Source organism: Mycolicibacterium holsaticum DSM 44478 = JCM 12374 (genome assembly GCF_019645835.1).
GTDB lineage: Bacteria > Actinomycetota > Actinomycetes > Mycobacteriales > Mycobacteriaceae > Mycobacterium > Mycobacterium holsaticum.
In genome coordinates this window covers 3,374,381-3,391,334 of record NZ_CP080998.1, presented here as the reverse complement: position 1 = coordinate 3,391,334, position 16,954 = coordinate 3,374,381, and the positions used below count along the sequence as shown (strand labels likewise).

General features: G+C 69.0%; 16 protein-coding genes. 13 read left to right on the top strand and 3 right to left on the bottom strand.

From position 1 onward, the window contains the following. The first annotated feature begins 7 nt into the window (after positions 1 to 7). The 9 genes from K3U96_RS16440 to K3U96_RS16400 all read left to right on the top strand — a co-directional run bounded on the left by K3U96_RS16440 (position 8) and on the right by K3U96_RS16400 (position 9,410). Positions 8 to 880, top strand: a complete 873-nt coding sequence (locus tag K3U96_RS16440; RefSeq protein ID WP_220690401.1) for a TIGR03619 family F420-dependent LLM class oxidoreductase — start codon at positions 8 to 10, stop codon at positions 878 to 880. Positions 881 to 911: 31 nt separating this feature from the next. After that, on the top strand, positions 912 to 1,319 hold the full coding sequence (locus K3U96_RS16435; RefSeq protein WP_220690400.1) for an ester cyclase: 408 nt from the start codon (positions 912 to 914) through the stop codon (positions 1,317 to 1,319). Between the two features lie 138 nt (positions 1,320 to 1,457). Beyond that, positions 1,458 to 2,618: a 1-deoxy-D-xylulose-5-phosphate reductoisomerase gene (gene dxr / locus K3U96_RS16430; RefSeq protein WP_220690399.1), complete on the top strand. Its 1,161-nt coding sequence runs from the start codon at positions 1,458 to 1,460 to the stop codon at positions 2,616 to 2,618. Continuing rightward, positions 2,615 to 3,844, top strand: coding sequence for a M50 family metallopeptidase (locus tag K3U96_RS16425; protein ID WP_069405619.1), 1,230 nt, complete (start codon positions 2,615 to 2,617; stop codon positions 3,842 to 3,844). The genes dxr and K3U96_RS16425 overlap by 4 nt, the downstream gene beginning before the upstream one ends. Positions 3,845 to 3,854: 10 nt before the next feature. Further along, positions 3,855 to 5,042, top strand: coding sequence for a flavodoxin-dependent (E)-4-hydroxy-3-methylbut-2-enyl-diphosphate synthase (gene ispG, locus K3U96_RS16420; RefSeq protein ID WP_069405620.1), 1,188 nt, complete (start codon positions 3,855 to 3,857; stop codon positions 5,040 to 5,042). Positions 5,043 to 5,097: 55 nt separating this feature from the next. Beyond that, positions 5,098 to 5,952 (top strand): GNAT family N-acetyltransferase, encoded by an 855-nt coding sequence (locus K3U96_RS16415; RefSeq protein WP_220690398.1) that lies wholly within the window; start codon positions 5,098 to 5,100, stop codon positions 5,950 to 5,952. 210 nt (positions 5,953 to 6,162) lie between these two features. Further along, positions 6,163 to 6,822, top strand: coding sequence for a GNAT family N-acetyltransferase (locus tag K3U96_RS16410; RefSeq protein WP_220690397.1), 660 nt, complete (start codon positions 6,163 to 6,165; stop codon positions 6,820 to 6,822). A gap of 178 nt (positions 6,823 to 7,000) precedes the next feature. Continuing rightward, complete coding sequence (locus K3U96_RS16405; RefSeq protein WP_220690396.1) at positions 7,001 to 8,806, top strand: penicillin-binding transpeptidase domain-containing protein; 1,806 nt, start codon at positions 7,001 to 7,003, stop codon at positions 8,804 to 8,806. A 19-nt stretch (positions 8,807 to 8,825) separates the two neighbouring features. Further along, positions 8,826 to 9,410: a DUF1707 SHOCT-like domain-containing protein gene (locus tag K3U96_RS16400; protein ID WP_069405624.1), complete on the top strand. Its 585-nt coding sequence runs from the start codon at positions 8,826 to 8,828 to the stop codon at positions 9,408 to 9,410. Here the strand turns inward: K3U96_RS16400 and K3U96_RS16395 are convergent. Next, positions 9,407 to 9,622, bottom strand: coding sequence for a nuclear transport factor 2 family protein (locus K3U96_RS16395; RefSeq protein WP_220690395.1), 216 nt, complete (start codon positions 9,620 to 9,622; stop codon positions 9,407 to 9,409). The genes K3U96_RS16400 and K3U96_RS16395 overlap by 4 nt on opposite strands. A gap of 41 nt (positions 9,623 to 9,663) precedes the next feature. Here K3U96_RS16395 and map point away from each other — a divergent pair, with 41 nt between their 5' ends. The 4 genes from map (at position 9,664) to K3U96_RS16375 (ending at position 13,344) form a co-directional block, all read left to right on the top strand. After that, on the top strand, positions 9,664 to 10,521 hold the full coding sequence (map, locus tag K3U96_RS16390) for a type I methionyl aminopeptidase (RefSeq protein WP_220690394.1): 858 nt from the start codon (positions 9,664 to 9,666) through the stop codon (positions 10,519 to 10,521). Positions 10,522 to 10,564: 43 nt separating this feature from the next. Next, positions 10,565 to 12,064: a cobyric acid synthase gene (locus K3U96_RS16385; protein WP_220690393.1), complete on the top strand. Its 1,500-nt coding sequence runs from the start codon at positions 10,565 to 10,567 to the stop codon at positions 12,062 to 12,064. After that, positions 12,061 to 12,720, top strand: coding sequence for a hypothetical protein (locus K3U96_RS16380; RefSeq protein WP_220690392.1), 660 nt, complete (start codon positions 12,061 to 12,063; stop codon positions 12,718 to 12,720). Before K3U96_RS16385 ends, K3U96_RS16380 begins: the two co-directional genes overlap by 4 nt. 72 nt (positions 12,721 to 12,792) lie before the next feature. Next, complete coding sequence (locus tag K3U96_RS16375; RefSeq protein ID WP_275085500.1) at positions 12,793 to 13,344, top strand: alpha/beta fold hydrolase; 552 nt, start codon at positions 12,793 to 12,795, stop codon at positions 13,342 to 13,344. Between the two features lie 3 nt (positions 13,345 to 13,347). Here the strand turns inward: K3U96_RS16375 and ngg are convergent, their stop codons facing one another. Both ngg and K3U96_RS16365 read right to left on the bottom strand, forming a co-directional pair. Beyond that, on the bottom strand, positions 13,348 to 15,135 hold the full coding sequence (gene ngg, locus K3U96_RS16370; protein ID WP_220690391.1) for an N-acetylglutaminylglutamine synthetase: 1,788 nt from the start codon (positions 15,133 to 15,135) through the stop codon (positions 13,348 to 13,350). Further along, complete coding sequence (locus K3U96_RS16365) at positions 15,132 to 16,949, bottom strand: N-acetylglutaminylglutamine amidotransferase (RefSeq protein ID WP_220693553.1); 1,818 nt, start codon at positions 16,947 to 16,949, stop codon at positions 15,132 to 15,134. Before K3U96_RS16365 ends, ngg begins: the two co-directional genes overlap by 4 nt. Positions 16,950 to 16,954 lie beyond the last annotated feature (5 nt).

Genomic DNA, 16,954 nt, shown 5'->3' with positions numbered 1-16,954 from the left:
ATGCGGCATGGAGTTCTGGTCCGGCACGGCGTTCATGAAGACCTCCGAGGCCGTGCCGTTGGCGCAGATGTTCGACGAGGCCGGCTACGACGGCATCGTCTGTTCCGATCACCTCATCTATCCGCGCGAGCTGTCGTCGCCGTACCCGGACTCGCCGACGGGTAAGCCGATGTGGGCGCCCGAGACGGCGTGGCCGGACTGCTGGGTGATGATCGGCGCGATGGCCGCGGTGACGCGCCGGGTGCGGTTCTCCAACGCCGTCTACGTCGCGCCCGCGCGGCCCCTGCTGGAGGTGGCCAAACAGGTCGCCACCGCCTCGGTGGTCTCGGACGGCCGGGTGTCGCTGGCGGCCGGGGTGGGGTGGATGCGTGAGGAGTACGACCTGATGGGTCAGGACTTCACCACCCGCGGCGCCCGGCTCGACGAGATGATCCCCGCGCTGCGGGAACTGTGGCGCGGCGGATGGGTGTCGTGGCACGGCAAGCACTACCAGGTCCCCGAGATGATGATCGAACCCCATCCGCCGCACGCGGTGCCGATCCTGTGCGGCGGTGAGTCCGAGGCGGCGCTGCGCCGGGCCGCGCGGTTGTGCGACGGCTGGGTCGGTTACGCCTACCTGCTGGACGACGCCACCGGCTACGTTCGCAGGCTTTCGGAGCTGCGCCGCGAATACGGCAGGGACAACGAGCCTTTCCAGATCATCCTGGCGCTGCTCGACCCGCCCTCACCGGATCTGTACAAACGCGCCGAAGAGCTGGGCATCACGGCGGTGATGTGCAGTCCGTGGGCCGGGCTGAACCTGCCGCCGGGCGACGTGGAGCGGTTCCGCGCACCGATCGAGCGCTTCGCGGAGAACGTCATCGAGAAGGTGCGCACATGAGGGCCAGCGAGGCGCCGAAGGCGGATCGCGCATGACTTTCGAAGCCGACGAAGTCCGCGAACTGGTGGAGTGCCTTTACGGCGCGATCGACCGGCGCGATTGGTCGACGCTCGAGGCGCTGGTGTCGCCACGGGTGGTCGTCGAGGTCGGCAGCGGTGCACCGATCGGCTGGGACGCGTGGCTGGCCCACCTGCAGGGGTTCTCCCAGGCGTTTCCCGACGGCCACCACGTCATGGAGGAAGTGCTGGTCGACGGGTCGCACGGGGTGTCGCGATGTCGTTTCGTCGGAACCCATCGCGGCGATTTCCGCGGTATCGCGGCGACCGGCACCAAGGTCTCGGTGGCCGGCATCCACATCGACCGGTTCCAGGGTGACGCGCTGGTGGCGCACCGTGGGCAGCTGGACATGCACGGGCTGTTGCGGCAGCTCGGGCGGTAGCGCCGCGCTGCCCTGCGCCCGGCGATCTCGCGCGAGCGGACGCCGAAGCGGACGGAAACGCGGCGCGTCACCCCGTTGTGTTCCCCAGCTGGCGCGTGGGCCCAGCTCGCCGACTTCACGAGAGGGCACAATGGATCGGTGAACAACAGACAGCGGGTGCTGCTGCTCGGCAGTACCGGCTCGATCGGCACGCAGGCGCTGGAGGTCATCGCCGCCAACCCGGATCGCTTCGAGGTCGTCGGGCTGGCCGCGGGCGGCGGCAACCCCGACCTGCTGGCCAGGCAGCGCGCCGAGACCGGGGTGACCAACATCGCCGTCGCCGACGTCGCCGCCGCCGAACATGTCGGTGAGGTCACCTACGCCGGCCCCGACGCCGCCACCCAGCTGGTGGAAAACACCGAAGCCGACGTCGTGCTCAACGCGCTCGTCGGCGCCCTGGGCCTCAAGCCCACCCTCGCCGCGCTGGCCACCGGCGCCCGGCTGGCGCTGGCCAACAAGGAGTCGTTGGTCGCCGGCGGGCCGCTGGTGCTCAAGGCCGCCAAACCCGGCCAGCTCGTGCCGGTGGACTCCGAGCATTCGGCGATGGCGCAGTGCCTGCGCGGCGGCACCCCCGAGGAGGTCGCCAAGATCGTGCTCACCGCCTCGGGCGGCCCGTTCCGCGGCTGGAGCGCCGAGCAACTCGAGACCGTCACCCCCGAGCAGGCCGGTGCGCACCCCACCTGGTCGATGGGGCCGATGAACACGCTGAACTCGGCGTCGATGGTGAACAAGGGCCTGGAACTGATCGAAACGCACCTGCTGTTTGCGGTGCCCTACGACCGCATCGAGGTGGTCGTGCATCCCCAGTCGATCGTGCACTCGATGGTGACGTTCACCGACGGCTCCACGCTGGCCCAGGCCAGCCCACCCGATATGAAGCTGCCGATCGGGCTGGCGCTGGGCTGGCCGGCGCGGGTCCCCGACGCGGCGCTGGCCTGCGATTTCACCACCGCGTCGCGGTGGGATTTCGAACCGCTGGACGACAAGGTGTTTCCGGCCGTCGACCTGGCCCGCCGGGCCGGCGCCCAGGGCGGCTGCCTGACCGCGGTGTACAACGCCGCCAACGAAGAAGCCGCCGCGGCGTTTCTGGACGGCCGGATCCCGTTTCCCGGCATCGTGCGCACCATCGAGGACGTGCTGCGCGCTGCCGACGGATGGGCGGCCGAACCCGCTACCGTGGAAGAAGTACTTGACGCCCAACAGTGGGCACGGGACCGGGCGCGCAGTGCGGTCGAGCGGGAGGTTGTCGCCACCAGATGATGTTCGTGATTGGTGTCGTGCTGTTCGCGCTGGCCATCCTGATTTCGGTGGCCCTGCACGAGTGCGGCCACATGTGGGTGGCGCGCGCGACGGGCATGAAGGTGCGCCGCTACTTCGTCGGCTTCGGTCCGACGCTGTGGTCGACGCGGCGAGCCAACAAGCTCGGCGAGACGGAGTACGGCCTCAAGGCCATCCCGTTGGGCGGCTTCTGCGATATCGCCGGCATGACCTCGGTGGAGGAACTGGCGCCCGACGAGCAGAAGTACGCCATGTACAAGCAGAAGACGTGGAAGCGCTCCGCGGTGCTGGCCGCGGGGCCCGCGATGAACTTCCTCATCGGCCTGGTCCTGATCTACGGCATCGCCGTCGTGTGGGGGCTGCCCAACCTGCACCCGCCGACCACCGCCGTCGTCGGCGAAACCGGTTGCGTCGCATCAGAAGTCGTCAAGGGTGAACTCGGCGACTGCGCCGGTCCGGGCCCGGCCGCCCTGGCCGGCATCCAGGGCGGCGACGTCGTGGTCAAGGTCGGCGACACCCCGGTGGCCAACTTCGAGGAGATGGCGGCCGCGGTGCGCGAACGGCTCGGGCCGACCCAGCTGACCGTGCAGCGTGACGAGAACGGCCAGACGCGCGAGTTCACCACCGTCGTCGACGTCACCCCGACCCAGCGCTGGACCGCCGCCAACGACAACGGCCCGTCGACGGTCGGGGCGATCGGGGTCAGCGCCGCCCAGTTCGGCCCCACGCAGTACAACCCGCTCTCGGCGGTGCCTGCGACGTTCGCGTTCACCGGTGACCTGACCGTCGAACTCGGCAAGTCGCTGGCCAAGATCCCCACCAAGGTCGGCGCGCTGGTGCACTCCATCGGCGGTGGCGAACGCGATCCGGAGACCCCGATCAGCGTGGTCGGCGCCAGCATCATCGGCGGCGACACCGTCGAAGCCGGGCTGTGGGTGGCGTTCTGGTTCTTCTTGGCACAGTTGAACTTCGTGCTCGGTGCGATCAACCTCGTTCCGCTGCTGCCGTTTGACGGCGGGCACATCGCGATCGCGGTGTACGAGAAGATCCGCAACATGTTCCGGTCGGCGCGCGGCATGGTGGCGGCGACCCCGGTGAACTACCTCAAGCTCATGCCCGCTACTTACGTAGTCTTGTTGGTGGTGGTCGGCTACATGCTGCTGACCGTGACCGCTGACCTGGTCAACCCGATCAGGCTCTTCCAGTAGGAGAGATTTCATGACTTCCGTCGCCGGTGTGGGTCTCGGAATGCCGGGCCTACCCGCCCCGACGTTGGCGCCGCGGCGCAAAACCCGTCAGCTGATGGTCGGCGACGTCGGCATCGGCAGCGACCATCCGATCGCGGTGCAGTCGATGACGACGACCAAGACCCACGACGTCAACTCGACCCTGCAACAGATCGCGGCGTTGACCGCCACCGGCTGCGACATCGTCCGGGTGGCCTGCCCGCGCCAGGAGGACGCCGACGCGCTGTCCGAGATCGCCAAGCACAGCCAGATCCCGGTGATCGCCGACATCCACTTCCAGCCCAAGTACATCTTCGCCGCGATCGACGCCGGTTGTGCCGCCGTGCGGGTGAACCCCGGCAACATCAAGGAGTTCGACGGGCGCGTCGGCGAAGTCGCCAAGGCGGCAGGCGCGGCGGGCATCCCGATCCGCATCGGCGTCAACGCCGGATCCCTGGACAAACGCTTCATGGAGAAGTACGGCAAGGCCACCCCGGAGGCGCTGGTCGAGTCCGCGCTGTGGGAGGCCTCGCTGTTCGAGGAACACGGCTTCGGCGACATCAAGATCAGCGTCAAGCACAACGATCCCGTCGTCATGGTCGCCGCCTATGAGCAACTGGCCGCGCAGTGCGACTACCCGCTGCACCTCGGCGTGACCGAGGCCGGCCCGGCGTTCCAGGGCACCATCAAGTCCGCGGTGGCCTTCGGTGCGCTGCTGTCGCGCGGTATCGGTGACACGATCCGGGTGTCGTTGTCGGCGCCGCCGGTCGAAGAGGTCAAGGTCGGCACCCAGATCCTGGAATCGCTCAACCTGCGCCCGCGGGGCCTGGAGATCGTGTCGTGCCCGTCGTGCGGCCGCGCACAGGTCGATGTCTACAAGTTGGCCAACGAGGTCACCGCCGGGCTGGAGGGCCTGGACGTGCCGCTGCGCGTGGCGGTGATGGGTTGTGTCGTCAACGGTCCCGGTGAGGCCCGTGAGGCGGATCTCGGTGTGGCGTCGGGCAACGGTAAGGGCCAGATCTTCGTCAAGGGCGAGGTGATCAAGACGGTTCCCGAGGCGCAGATCGTGGAGACGCTGATCGAGGAGGCGATGCGGTTGGCCGCCGAACTCGGCGAGCCCGTCGAGGGCGGCGACGGCCAAACATCTGCCAGCGGTTCTCCGATTATCACCGTAAGCTGAAAGTGGCTTCGCCAGCGCACCCACCCATCGCCGGGATTCGTTAGAAAGAGTCTCCATGTCGGCTCCGCCGCTTTTCCGTCTCGCCGAGGAGCGACGGGTGTCGGTGGTGCGCGACGTCGGCGCGGTGCTGCGGGTACTCGACGAGGACCCGGTCGGGTCCTGCATGGTCACGTCCCGGGTCGCCGAGCACGGCGTCGAACCGTCGGCCATCGGCGGCGAACTCTGGACGCGGCGGCGGGTGAGCGAATCCCTGTGCTACGCCGGGGCGAATCTCATCCCGTTGCGCGGCGAGACGGCCGATCTGGAGGCCTTCGCCGACAAGGCGATGAGCACCGCGCGGCGCTGTTCCTCGCTGGTGGGTCGCGCAGAGTTGGTGCTGCCGCTGTGGCAGCGTCTGGAGCGGGCCTGGGGCACCGCCCGTGACGTGCGTGAGGACCAGCCGTTGATGGCGTTGAGCACGTCGCCGCAGTGTGCCACCGACCCGGCCGTGCGGCCGGTGCGCGCCGACGAACTCGACGCCTACCTGGTGGCGGCCATCGACATGTTCATCGGCGAGGTCGGCATCGACCCGCGCATCGGCGACGGTGGACGCGGCTACCGCCGTCGGGTGGCCGGGCTGATCGCGACGGGCCGGGCGTGGGCGCGGTTCGACCGGGGCCAAGTGGTGTTCAAGGCCGAAGTCGGTTCGCAGTCACCGTCGGTCGGGCAGATCCAGGGCGTGTGGGTGCATCCCGACTACCGCGGCCGCGGGCTGGGCACCGCAGGCACCGCGACGCTGGCGTCGGCGATCGTGCGCAGCGGCCGCATCGCCAGCCTGTACGTCAACAGCTTCAACACCGTGGCCCGCGCGACGTACGCGCGCATCGGTTTCACCGAGGTCGGCACGTTCGCGACGGTTCTGCTCGACTAAACTCGCCTGCATCCGCGAGATGCACGTTAGCGAGGAAAAGTGTGAGTCGGGTGCTCGCTAACGTACGTTTGGCGGTGTCTGTCGGGGCGCTCGTGAGAACTGCGGGCGCACACAGTCAGACTGCGGCGTAAGCCTGTACTTCGCCATCGGGCGATGTTGGTCGCCCCGGGATTCGCGACCGGGCAGCACTGCGGTCGTTACGCTCAGCCAATGACCGATGTCGATCCGAGAGTGGCGCGCAGGGAGATCGCCGACGCGTTGATGCGTGCGCTCGAACACCGTCATGAACTGCTCGACGTCGTCGTCGAGGCCGAGGACTACGACGCGGCCATCGAGGCGATCGCCGCGCACCTGGGCACCTCGGCCCGGGCCGCCGAAGCGGTGCTGCGGCTGTCCTTCGACCGGCTCACCAAGGTGGCGCGGCGCCGGATCGTCGCCGAACTCGAGGATCTGAACAACCAGCTGAGCTTCACCATGGGGGAGCCGGTCCGTCCGGTGGACACCATGGTGCTGCGCCCGTTCGCCCCCGAGCAGGACCGTGAGGTTTTCGCGGCGCGCACGGCCGACGTGCGCGAGTCGGGGGACGGGTCACGGGCGCCCGCCGGTGACCTCGACGAGGAGATCCGCGCCGGGCTGCGACGCGTCAACGCCGAAGAGGCGGCGTGGCTGGTGGCGGTGCACGGCCCGCACAAGGTCGGGATGGTGTTCGGTGACCTGGTGGCCGGCGAGGTCAACGTGCGCATCTGGATTCACCCCGACCACCGCAAGCAGGGCTACGGCACCGCTGCGCTGCGCAAGTCCCGCTCGGAGATGGCCGCCTACTTCCCGGCGGTGCCGTTGGTGGTTCGCGCCCCGGCCGCGGGGTCTTAGGGCGCCGCGTCCCGCTCGTCGGCGTTCTGATTGCGCCGAGACCGACGCTTTGATTGCGCCGAGACCGACGCTTTGGTCGATTTCGCGCGGGGCGGTTTCCGCCAACACGGCGGTTTCGGCGAAAGATTGGAGCGCGCCTACCCCGGATTCAGGTCTCGACTTCGTAACATCTGCCCCAATGGCAACTTCAGTCTCACGAGTAGCGAATGCGCTCGCGGTCGCTGCGCTGATCGTCGGCCTCAGCGCGTGCACCCCCAGACCGAGCGGGCCCGAGCCGACCGCCGAGGAGTTCTTCTCCGCGCTGGCCACCGGCGACACCACGACGGCCGCCGAGTTCGCCGATCACCCCGCCGAGGCGCGTCAAGCGCTCAACGAAGCGTGGGCCGGGCTGCAGGCTACCCACCTGGACGCGCAGATCCTGGGCTCCAAGTACACCGAGGACACCGGCAGCATCACCTATCGCTACACCTGGCACCTGCCCAAGGACCGGACCTGGACCTACGACGGTCGGCTCAACATGGTCCGCGACGAGGGCCGCTGGAAGGTGCGTTGGAGTGCCACCGGGCTGCACCCGTCACTGGGCGAGAACCAGAGCTTCACGCTGCGCGCCGATCAGCCGCCACGCGCATCGGTCATCGAGCGCAGCGGCACCGAGGTGCTGTTGCCCGGATACCGGTACAGCTACTCGCTGGACGCCAAGGCCGCCGGGGACGCGTTGATGCCGACGGCGCGCGCGGTCGCCGACGCGCTGCGGCCCTTCGACAACACCATGGACCCGCAACGGCTCGCCGAGCTGGCCAGCTCATCGAAAACACCGCTGCACCTGATCATCCTGCGCCAGGCCGACCATGACCGGGTAGCAGGCGCCATCGCCGCGCGCCCGGGCGTGGTGATCACCCCGCAGGCCGCGTTGTTGCCTACCGACGAAACCTTCGCACCGGCCATCATCAACCAGGTCAGGACCGCGGTGCAGGGCGAACTCGACGGACAGGCCGGCTGGCGTGTGGTGACGGTCAACCAGAACGGCGTCGACGTCGACGTGCTCCACGAGGTGCCCGGACAACCGGCGCCGTCGATCCGGATCAGCATCGACCGCACCGTGCAGAACGCCGCGCAGCAGGCCGTCAACACCACCGGCAAGCAGGCCATGATCGTGGCGATCAAACCGTCCACCGGTGAGATCCTCGCGGTGGCGCAGAACACCGCCGCCGACGCCGAGGGGCTGATCGCCACCACCGGCCTGTACCCGCCCGGTTCGACGTTCAAGATGATCACCGCGGGTGCGGCCATCGAACGCGACATGGCCACGCCCAACACGTTGCTGCCGTGCCCGGGCACCATCGACATCGGGCATCGCACCGTGCCCAACTACGGCGGCTTCGACCTGGGCACCGTGCCGATGTCCCGGGCGTTCGCGAGCTCGTGCAACACCACCTTCGCCGAGCTGGCCAGCCGGATGCCGCCGCGCGGGCTGACGAACGCGGCCGCCAAGTACGGTATCGGCGCCGACTTCGAGATCGAGGGGCTCAACACCGTGACCGGTTCGGTGCCGCCGACGGTGAACCTGGCCGAACGCACCGAAGACGGCTTCGGGCAGGGCAAGGTGGTGGCCAGCCCGTTCGGCATGGCGTTGGCCGCGGCCACCGTCGCGGCCGGGAAAACCCCAGTGCCCCAACTGATCCAGGGCCGCCAGACCGTGGTGCACGGCGAGATGGAGCCGATCGGCGACAAGATCCTCGACGGGCTGCGGCCGATGATGCGGCTGGTGGTGACCAACGGCACCGCCGAGGACCTGCAGGGCGCCGGCGACGTGCGCGGCAAGACCGGTGAAGCGGAGTTCGCCGGCGGCTCGCATTCCTGGTTCGCCGGTTACCGCGGCGATTTGGCGTTCGCGGCGCTGATCGTCGGCGGTGGGTCCTCGGAGTACGCGGTCCGCATGCTCAAGGGCATGCTCGACGGATTGCCGCCCGACTATCAAGCCTGAGTAGCCTGTCGTAAGGGCTATGACAGGGATCGACGACCACGCGTTCATGCGGGTATCCGACGCCGACCGCAACGGCACGCTGCGGCGGCTGCACAACGCCGTCGCGCTGGGCCTGATCGACATCGACGAGTTCGAGGAGCGTTCGGCGGCGGTGTCGCGGGCGCGGCTGCACTCCGACCTCGACGCGCTCGTCGACGACCTGCCCGGCCCCGGTGCGATCGTCACGTCGGCCGCCGACCGGGTGGAGCTGCGCGGGGTGCTCGGCTCGCTCAGACGCCAGGGCGAGTGGACGGTGCCGACCCGGCTGGCGCTGCACCGCAGGATGGGCTCCATCGATCTCGACCTGACCAGGGCCCGGTTCGCCGGCCCGATGATCGTCGTCGAACTCGACCTCAAGTTCGGTGGGCTGGACCTGCGGCTGCCCGAGGGCGCCAGCGCGTCGATCGACGACGTCGAGGTGGTCGTCGGCACCGCCCACGACCACCGCAAGGATGCGCCCGCCGAGGGCAGGCCGCACGTCGTGCTCACCGGCAAGGTGGTGTGCGGATCGGTGGACATCCGCGGGCCGCGCAAGCCGTGGCGGTTCGGCCCGTTCGACCGTTAGCGCCGAAACAGCTGCGATCCGATGCGCACCAGCCGGTCCCAGCCGGCCGGGCAGGCCTGCTTGCCGCGCAGCGTGCCCATCATCGGCTGGCTCAGCACGATGTCCTCCGCCCACATCGCCTCGTGTTTGGCCAGGTCGGGACTGCGCCAGGCATCGGCGAAGCGCTCGGCGAACCTGGTCGCGAACTGCTCGTCAACCTCGTCGATCGTCATCGCCACCGAATCTAGCGCGACGGTCCGACTATTCTGGCGTCATGCCTGTTCGCACCGCCCTTAGCCCCGGCGTGGTGTCACCGACCCTGCCGGTGCCCAAGCACATCGCCCGCCCGGAGTACGTGGGCAAGCAGACGGCGCGCGAGGGCAGCGAACCGTGGGTGCAGACCCCCGAGGTGATCGACAAGATGCGCATCGCCGGCCGGATCGCCGCCGGTGCGCTGGCCGAGGCAGGCAAGGCCGTCGCGCCCGGTGTCACCACCGACGAACTGGACCGCATCGCCCACGAATACATGGTCGACCACGGCGCCTACCCCTCCACGCTGGGCTACAAGGGCTATCCGAAGTCGTGCTGCACGTCGCTCAACGAGATCATCTGCCACGGCATCCCGGACTCGACGGTGATCGAGGACGGCGACATCGTCAACATCGACGTCACCGCCTACATCCACGGTGTGCACGGCGACACCAACGCCACCTTCCTGGCCGGCGACGTCTCCGAGGAACACCGGTTGCTCGTCGAACGCACCCACGAGGCCACGATGCGCGCCATCAAGGCCGTCAAACCGGGACGCCAGCTGTCGGTCGTCGGCCGCGTCATCGAGTCGTATGCAAACCGGTTCGGCTACAACGTGGTTCGCGACTTCACCGGACACGGCATCGGCACCACGTTTCACAACGGGCTGGTGGTGTTGCACTACGACCAGCCCGCGGTGGAGACGGTGCTGGAACCGGGGATGACGTTCACCATCGAACCGATGATCAACCTCGGCGGGCTGGACTACGAGATCTGGGATGACGACTGGACCGTCGCCACCAAGGACAAGAAGTGGACCGCACAGTTCGAGCACACCCTGGTGGTCACCGACGACGGCGCCGACATCCTGACCCAGCTGTGACCGTCTTCCCGCGAGCACTGCAAGTCCTGCTCGCGTCGGGGACATGAGCGGCGCGCTGCTGGTCGCCGGCACCACATCGGATGCCGGCAAGTCGATGGTGGTCGCCGGGCTGTGCCGGTTGTTGTCGCGCAAGGGCATCCGGGTCGCGCCGTTCAAGGCGCAGAACATGTCCAACAACTCGGCGGTCACCGTCGACGGCGGTGAGATCGGGCGGGCCCAGGCGGTGCAGGCCCGCGCGGCCGGGTTGGCCCCCCACACCCGGTTCAACCCGATCCTGCTCAAGCCCGGGGGCGACCGCACCTCACAGCTGGTGGTGCGCGGTCAGGTCACCGACACCGTCAGCGCCCGCGACTACTTCACCCACCGCGAACGCCTCGCAGGAATAGTGGCCGACGAACTACAGGGGCTGCAAAGCGAATTCGACGCCGTGATCTGCGAAGGCGCCGGCTCCCCGGCCGAAATCAACCTGCGGGCAACCGATCTGACCAACATGGGGCTGGCCAGAGCGGCGAACCTGCCGGTCATCGTGGTCGGGGACATCGACCGCGGCGGGCTGCTGGCCCACCTGTACGGCACGGTCGCGGTGCTCGACGCCGACGACCAACGGCTCATCGCCGGCTTCGTCGTCAACAAGTTCCGCGGCGACCCGGCGCTGCTGGCGCCGGGTCTGGATCAGTTGCAGCAGTTGACCGGTCGGCCCACCTACGGCGTCATACCCTATGCCGACGGGCTGTGGCTGGACACCGAGGACTCGGTCTCCGTGCTGGCACAGCAGGTCCTCGGAGATCCGCAGCCCCCACGTGGCGAGCAGTGGCTACGGGTGGCCGCGCTCCGGTTGCCGCGCATCTCCAACTCCACCGACGTCGAAGCGTTGGCGTGTGAGCCTGGCGTGCTGGTGCGCTGGGTCGCCGACCCCGCCGACCTGGCCGACGCCGATGTGATCGTGATCCCCGGAAGCAAATCCACCGTCACCGACCTGGATTGGCTGCGCGGGCGCGGGCTGGCCGAGCCCATCCGCGCGCACGCCGACGCGGGCAAGCCGGTGCTCGGTGTGTGCGGTGGCTTTCAGATGCTGTGCCGGCGCATCGACGATCCGGTGGAGTCTGGCGCCGGCGACACCAGCGGCTTGGGCCTGCTCGACGCCGACATCGTGTTCGCCCCGGACAAGATTCTGCGCCACCATGAGTTCCCGCTGCACGGCTACGAGATCCACCATGGCCGGCTCACCCGGTGCGCCGAGGAGGACTGGCAACCCGGGGGCACCGCCGTCGGCGTCCGGCGCGCGATGGTGTTCGGCACCCACTGGCACGGGCTGCTCGACAACAACGAGGTGCGGCGGCAATGGCTTTCGGAAGCGGCCGCGGCCGCGGGCCGGCCGGCCTTCGTGGTCGCCGACGACGTCGACGTCCGTGCGCGCCGCGACGCCCAACTCGACGTGATGGCCGATCTGCTGGCCGTCCACCTCGACGTGGACGCGGTGCTGGACCTGCTCGACGGTGGCCCACCGCCGCGGCCGACGATCACCGCGGGGCTGACACCGTGACGTGGCGCTACGCCGTGCTGGCGCTGTTCGCCGCGACAATGGCCGGCTGCGCCCACCACACCGCAGGCACCGCGACCTGGCCCGGCGCCCGGTTGGACAAGGTGGTGCTCAGCGCTGCCGACTTCCCGCCCGGTGTGCAGTACGAGCGGCTCACCGATGATGCCGGCCAGCCCAACGGTGGCCTCGGCGCACCGTCGATGCGGTCGGTACCAGCCGGTTGTTCTGACGGGCTCACCCAGGTGATCGCCGACTCCGGTGAGCGTGGTCCGGGCAGCGCCGCCGAATACCTCCTCGGCTACGACGGCGCCCGGATGGTGATCACCGTGCTCACCTGGCCGCTCGATCTGGACCGGTTGGCCGCGACCGCAAATCGCTGCGCGTCATTCGAGACGTTCTTCGACCCGTCCTCGCCGGGCATCCCGATCACCACCACCAAGCTGGCGAGCCCGCGCGAGCACGCGTTGGTGTATCAGCAGACGATGCGGTTGGGCGACATCGACAACAGCGTGTACTTCTCGTTCGAAAACGTCGGCGCGATGGCGGTTTTCGGTGTGGCGTTTCCCACCCCGAACCCGACGGTCGCAGTCAAAGGTTCGCTGCCACAGACTTTTCTGGATGTCACGGCCAACCAGGTCCGGCGCGTCGAGTCGGCATGACGCGATCTGGCACTCCGTCAAACCCGCCCATGGCCGGGCAACCCGCGCTAGCGTGACCCAGTGCCGTCCTCCATGGTCACCGTCGACGGGTTCAGCGTGCCCGTCGACGTGTCCGGGCCCGAGAAGGGCTCGGTCGTCCTGCTGTTGTGCGCTGCCCACCACGCACCCACGGCGTACGACGCGGTGTGTCAGCGGTTGCACACCGCGTCGCTGCGGACCATCATCGTCGGCGCCGACCCCCGGCTGACCGCCAAATCGGTGATCGGCATCCTCGACACGCTCGGCGTGAAGTGGGCGCTGTTGGTGGGGGACCGGGTCGGCGGGGAGTTGGCGTGGGAGCTTGCCGCGACCCGGCTGGACCGGTTCATCGGGTTGGTGGTGATCGACCGCGGCCACCCGTGCGTCGCCGACGCGTCCGGGGCGGTGCGCGACGAGCACTGTCCGCCGGTGGAACTCAACACCACGGCCCTGGTGAGCTCGCCGGCCGCGCGCGCGGTCGCGCGGGCCAGTCAGCGCTATGTGTACGGCGACTACCGGATGGTGGATCTGCTGGGCCGGCGCAACAACGACGACGCGACCGCGCAACTGGCCGCCGAGATCGTGATGCGCTCGAGCACCTGGTAGCCCTCAGGGCGTCGGCGACTCTTCCGGCGTCCACGCCGACGGCAGGGCCGGGCTACCCGGGAACAGGAAGTCCACGAACGCCTTTGCGGTGGGCTGCGGCTCGTGATTGGCCAGCCCGGGACGCTCGTTGGCCTCGATGAACACGTACTCCGGCTGCGTCACGTCGGGCACCAGGAGATCGACACCGGTCACCGGGATGCCGATCGCGTCGGCCGCCTTGACTGCCACCTCGCACAGATGCGGGTGGACCTTGGCCGTCACGTCGTGGATCGTGCCGCCCTGATGCAGGTTCGCGGTCCGGCGAACCCGCAGCCGCTTGCCTTCGGGCAAGACGTCGTCGAACGACCATCCGGCTTCTCGCACCGTCGCTTCGGTGACGTCGTCCATCGGGATGCGCGACTCACCGCCGGTGGCGGCGGCCCGGCGCCGGCTCTGCGCCTCGATGAGCTCGCGGATGGTGTGGTGACCGGTGCCGAGAACCTCTGCGGGCATCCGCAGCGCGGCGGCCACCACCTTCCCGTCGATCACCACCAGCCGCAGATCGTCGCCCGCCGCGCGCTGTTCGATCAGCACCTCGGGGTGCTGTTCACGGGCGCGCGCCAGCGCGGCTTCCAACTCGGCCGGGGTGTCGATGCCCACGGTGATGCCCTTACCCTGCTCGCCGCGGGTCGGCTTGACCACGACGTCGCCGACCTCGTCGAGGAAGGCCTGGTCTCGGTCGTCGAAGGTGGCCAGGCGACCGCGCGCGACGTTGATACCGGCTTCGGACACGATGCGCCGGGTCAGCCGCTTGTCGTCACAGCGCGCCATCGCCACCGCGGAGGTGAACTCCGACAAGGACTCTCGGGTGATCACAGTGCGTCCGCCGTGCGACAGCCGGATCTCACCGGCCTCGGCGTCGAGCACCTCCACCCAGATGCCGCGACGCATGGCCTCGTCGGCGATGATCCGCGCGTACGGGTTGAGGTCGTCGACGGTCTCGGGCGGGTGGGTGAACAACGGTTCGTTGATGGCGTTCTTGCGTTTGACCGCCATGACGGGGACGCGTTCGAAGCCCAGCTTCTCGTACAGCGAGATCGCGGCGTCGTTGTCGTGCGCCACCGACAGGTCCATGTAGGCGCGGCCGCGGTCGCGGTACAGCTTGGCCAGCGCCCCGGTCAGCGCGGCGCCGACGCCGGGAAGGCTGGAGGCGGGGTCGACGGCCAGGGTCCACAGGCTCGAACCGTCCTCCGGATCGGAGAACAACCGCTTGTGGTCGACGCCGGTGACCGTGCCCACCACCGACCCGTCGTCGTCGCGGACGGCGAGCAGATAGTCGACAGCGCCCTGCTGCAGGTGGTTGTTCCAGATGACGTCGACGCGCGCGGGCACCATGCCGCAGCGCACGTAGACGCGGTTCATCTCGTCGGCGTCGGCGAGGCTTTCCAGCCGACGCACGCTGAACCCGTTCGTGGTGGGATGGGGCGCGTCGGCCTCGGTGAAGCGCAACCGGTAGGTGTGGCTGGGGTCGATGAACAATTCGGCGGGCGCCTTGGCCACGAGCACATGCGGCTCGCGGGCGTAGATGCAGATGTCACGCCTGCCGGGACCTTCCTGGCGCAACACCTCGGCGAGTTTCTCCGGGTGGGCGAATGTCTGCCCGAAAACCAACCGGCCCCAACCCATTTCGACGACGACATCGTTGGCCATGGCGTCGACCAGGTGCTGGGGGGAGGCGTCGTGCAGGCCGAGGGTGATGGCTTCGGTGTGGTCGGTTCCCGGCGGGGTGGCGTTGTCGTCGAGCCCGGTCATGCCGCGGACCCGGTGATGCCGTGTTTTTGCAGCCACAGCTCCAGCAGCGCGAGCTGCCACAGCTCGTTGCCGCGCAGCGGGGTGAGCCGTCCGTTGGGGTCGGCGAGCAGCCGGTCGACGGCTTCGGGCCGGAACAGGCCCCGCTCCTTGGCGGCGGGCGCGTAGAGCGCGTCGCGGATCAGGTCCAGGTACGGCCCCTCGAGGTGCGTCAGCGCCGGCACCGGGAAATACCCCTTCGGGCGGTCGATGACCTCCGCGGGTATCACCCGGCGGGCGGCCTGCTTGAGCACGCCCTTGCCGCCGTGCGCGGTCTTCAGCTCGGGCGGGCAGGTGGCGGCGAGCTCGACGAGTTCGTGGTCCAGGAACGGGACCCGGCCTTCCAGTCCCCAGGCCATCGTCATGTTGTCGACGCGCTTGACCGGGTCGTCGACGAGCATCACCGTGGTGTCCAGCCGCAACGCCCGGTCGATACCCGTCTGGGCGCCGTCGCGCCCGAAATGCTCGGCGACGAACGCGCCGCTGGGATCGCCATCGGCGAGGAAGGCCGGCGTGACCAGGGCGGCCACCCCGCTGGGATCGCGGTCGAAGAACGCCGTGCGGTAGCTGTCCACCGAACCCTGCAGCGTTGCGGCCGCGGGTTCTCCCATCGGTGGATACCAGTGGTACCCGGCGAACACCTCGTCGGCGCCCTGCCCGGACTGCACGACCTTCACGTGCTTGGCGACCTCCTGGCTCAGCAGGTAGAACGCGACGCAGTCGTGGCTGACCATGGGCTCGCTCATCGCGCCGATCGCGCCGTCGAGCGCGGGCAGCATCCGTGCGGTGTCGATGCGGATTTGGTGGTGGTCGGTGTCAAAGCGCTCGGCGACGACGTCGGAGTACCGGAATTCGTCACCTTTGACCCCACCCACCGATTCGAACCCGATGGAGAAGGTCGCGAGTCCGTGCTGGCCGGCTTCGGCGAGCAACCCGACGATGAGGCTGGAGTCCACGCCCCCCGAGAGCAGGCACCCCACCGGGACGTCGGCGACCAGGCGCCGGTCGACCGCGACGCGCAGCGACTCCAAAACGGCGTCTTCCCAGTCGCGTTCGGACCAGTCGGCGCGGTCGCTGTGCCGGGTGAAATCGGGTGTCCAGTACGTCGTTGTCTTGGTGGTGCCGTCGGGTTCGATCGCCACGAGCGAGGCGGGCGGAACCTTTGTCACGCCGCGCAGGATGGTGCGCGGCGGCGGGACCACGGAATGGAAGCTCAGGTAGTGGTGCAGCGCGACGGGGTCGATCCGGGTGTCTATCGAGTTGTCCCGGTCGGCGCCGGCCAGCAGCGCAGGCAGCGACGAGGCAAAGCGGATGCGCGACGAGTTCTCGGTCAGGTACAGCGGTTTGATGCCCAGCCGGTCGCGTCCGAGCAGCACCCGGCCGCTGTCACGTTCGACGATCGCGAACGCGAACATGCCGTGCAGGCGCTCGACGAACCGGTCACCCCAGTGGTGGTAGCCCTTGAGCAGCACCTCGGTGTCGCTGTGGGAGAAGAAGCGGTAGCCGTGCTCGCCGAGCTCGCGGCGCAGCTGCTTGTAGTTGTAGATGCAGCCGTTCCAGGCCACCGAGAGCCCCAGGTCGGCGTCGACCATGGGTTGGCCGCCTGCTGCCGACAGGTCGATGATTTTCAGGCGGCGATGGCCGAGCGCGACCCGACCCTGTGACCACACACCCGCCGAATCCGGACCCCGCGCTGCCATCGCCTGGGCCATGGCCGAGACGGCAGCGATGTCGGGTGTCTGGCCGTCGAGACGTACCTCGCCGGTGGCTCCGCACACGCATT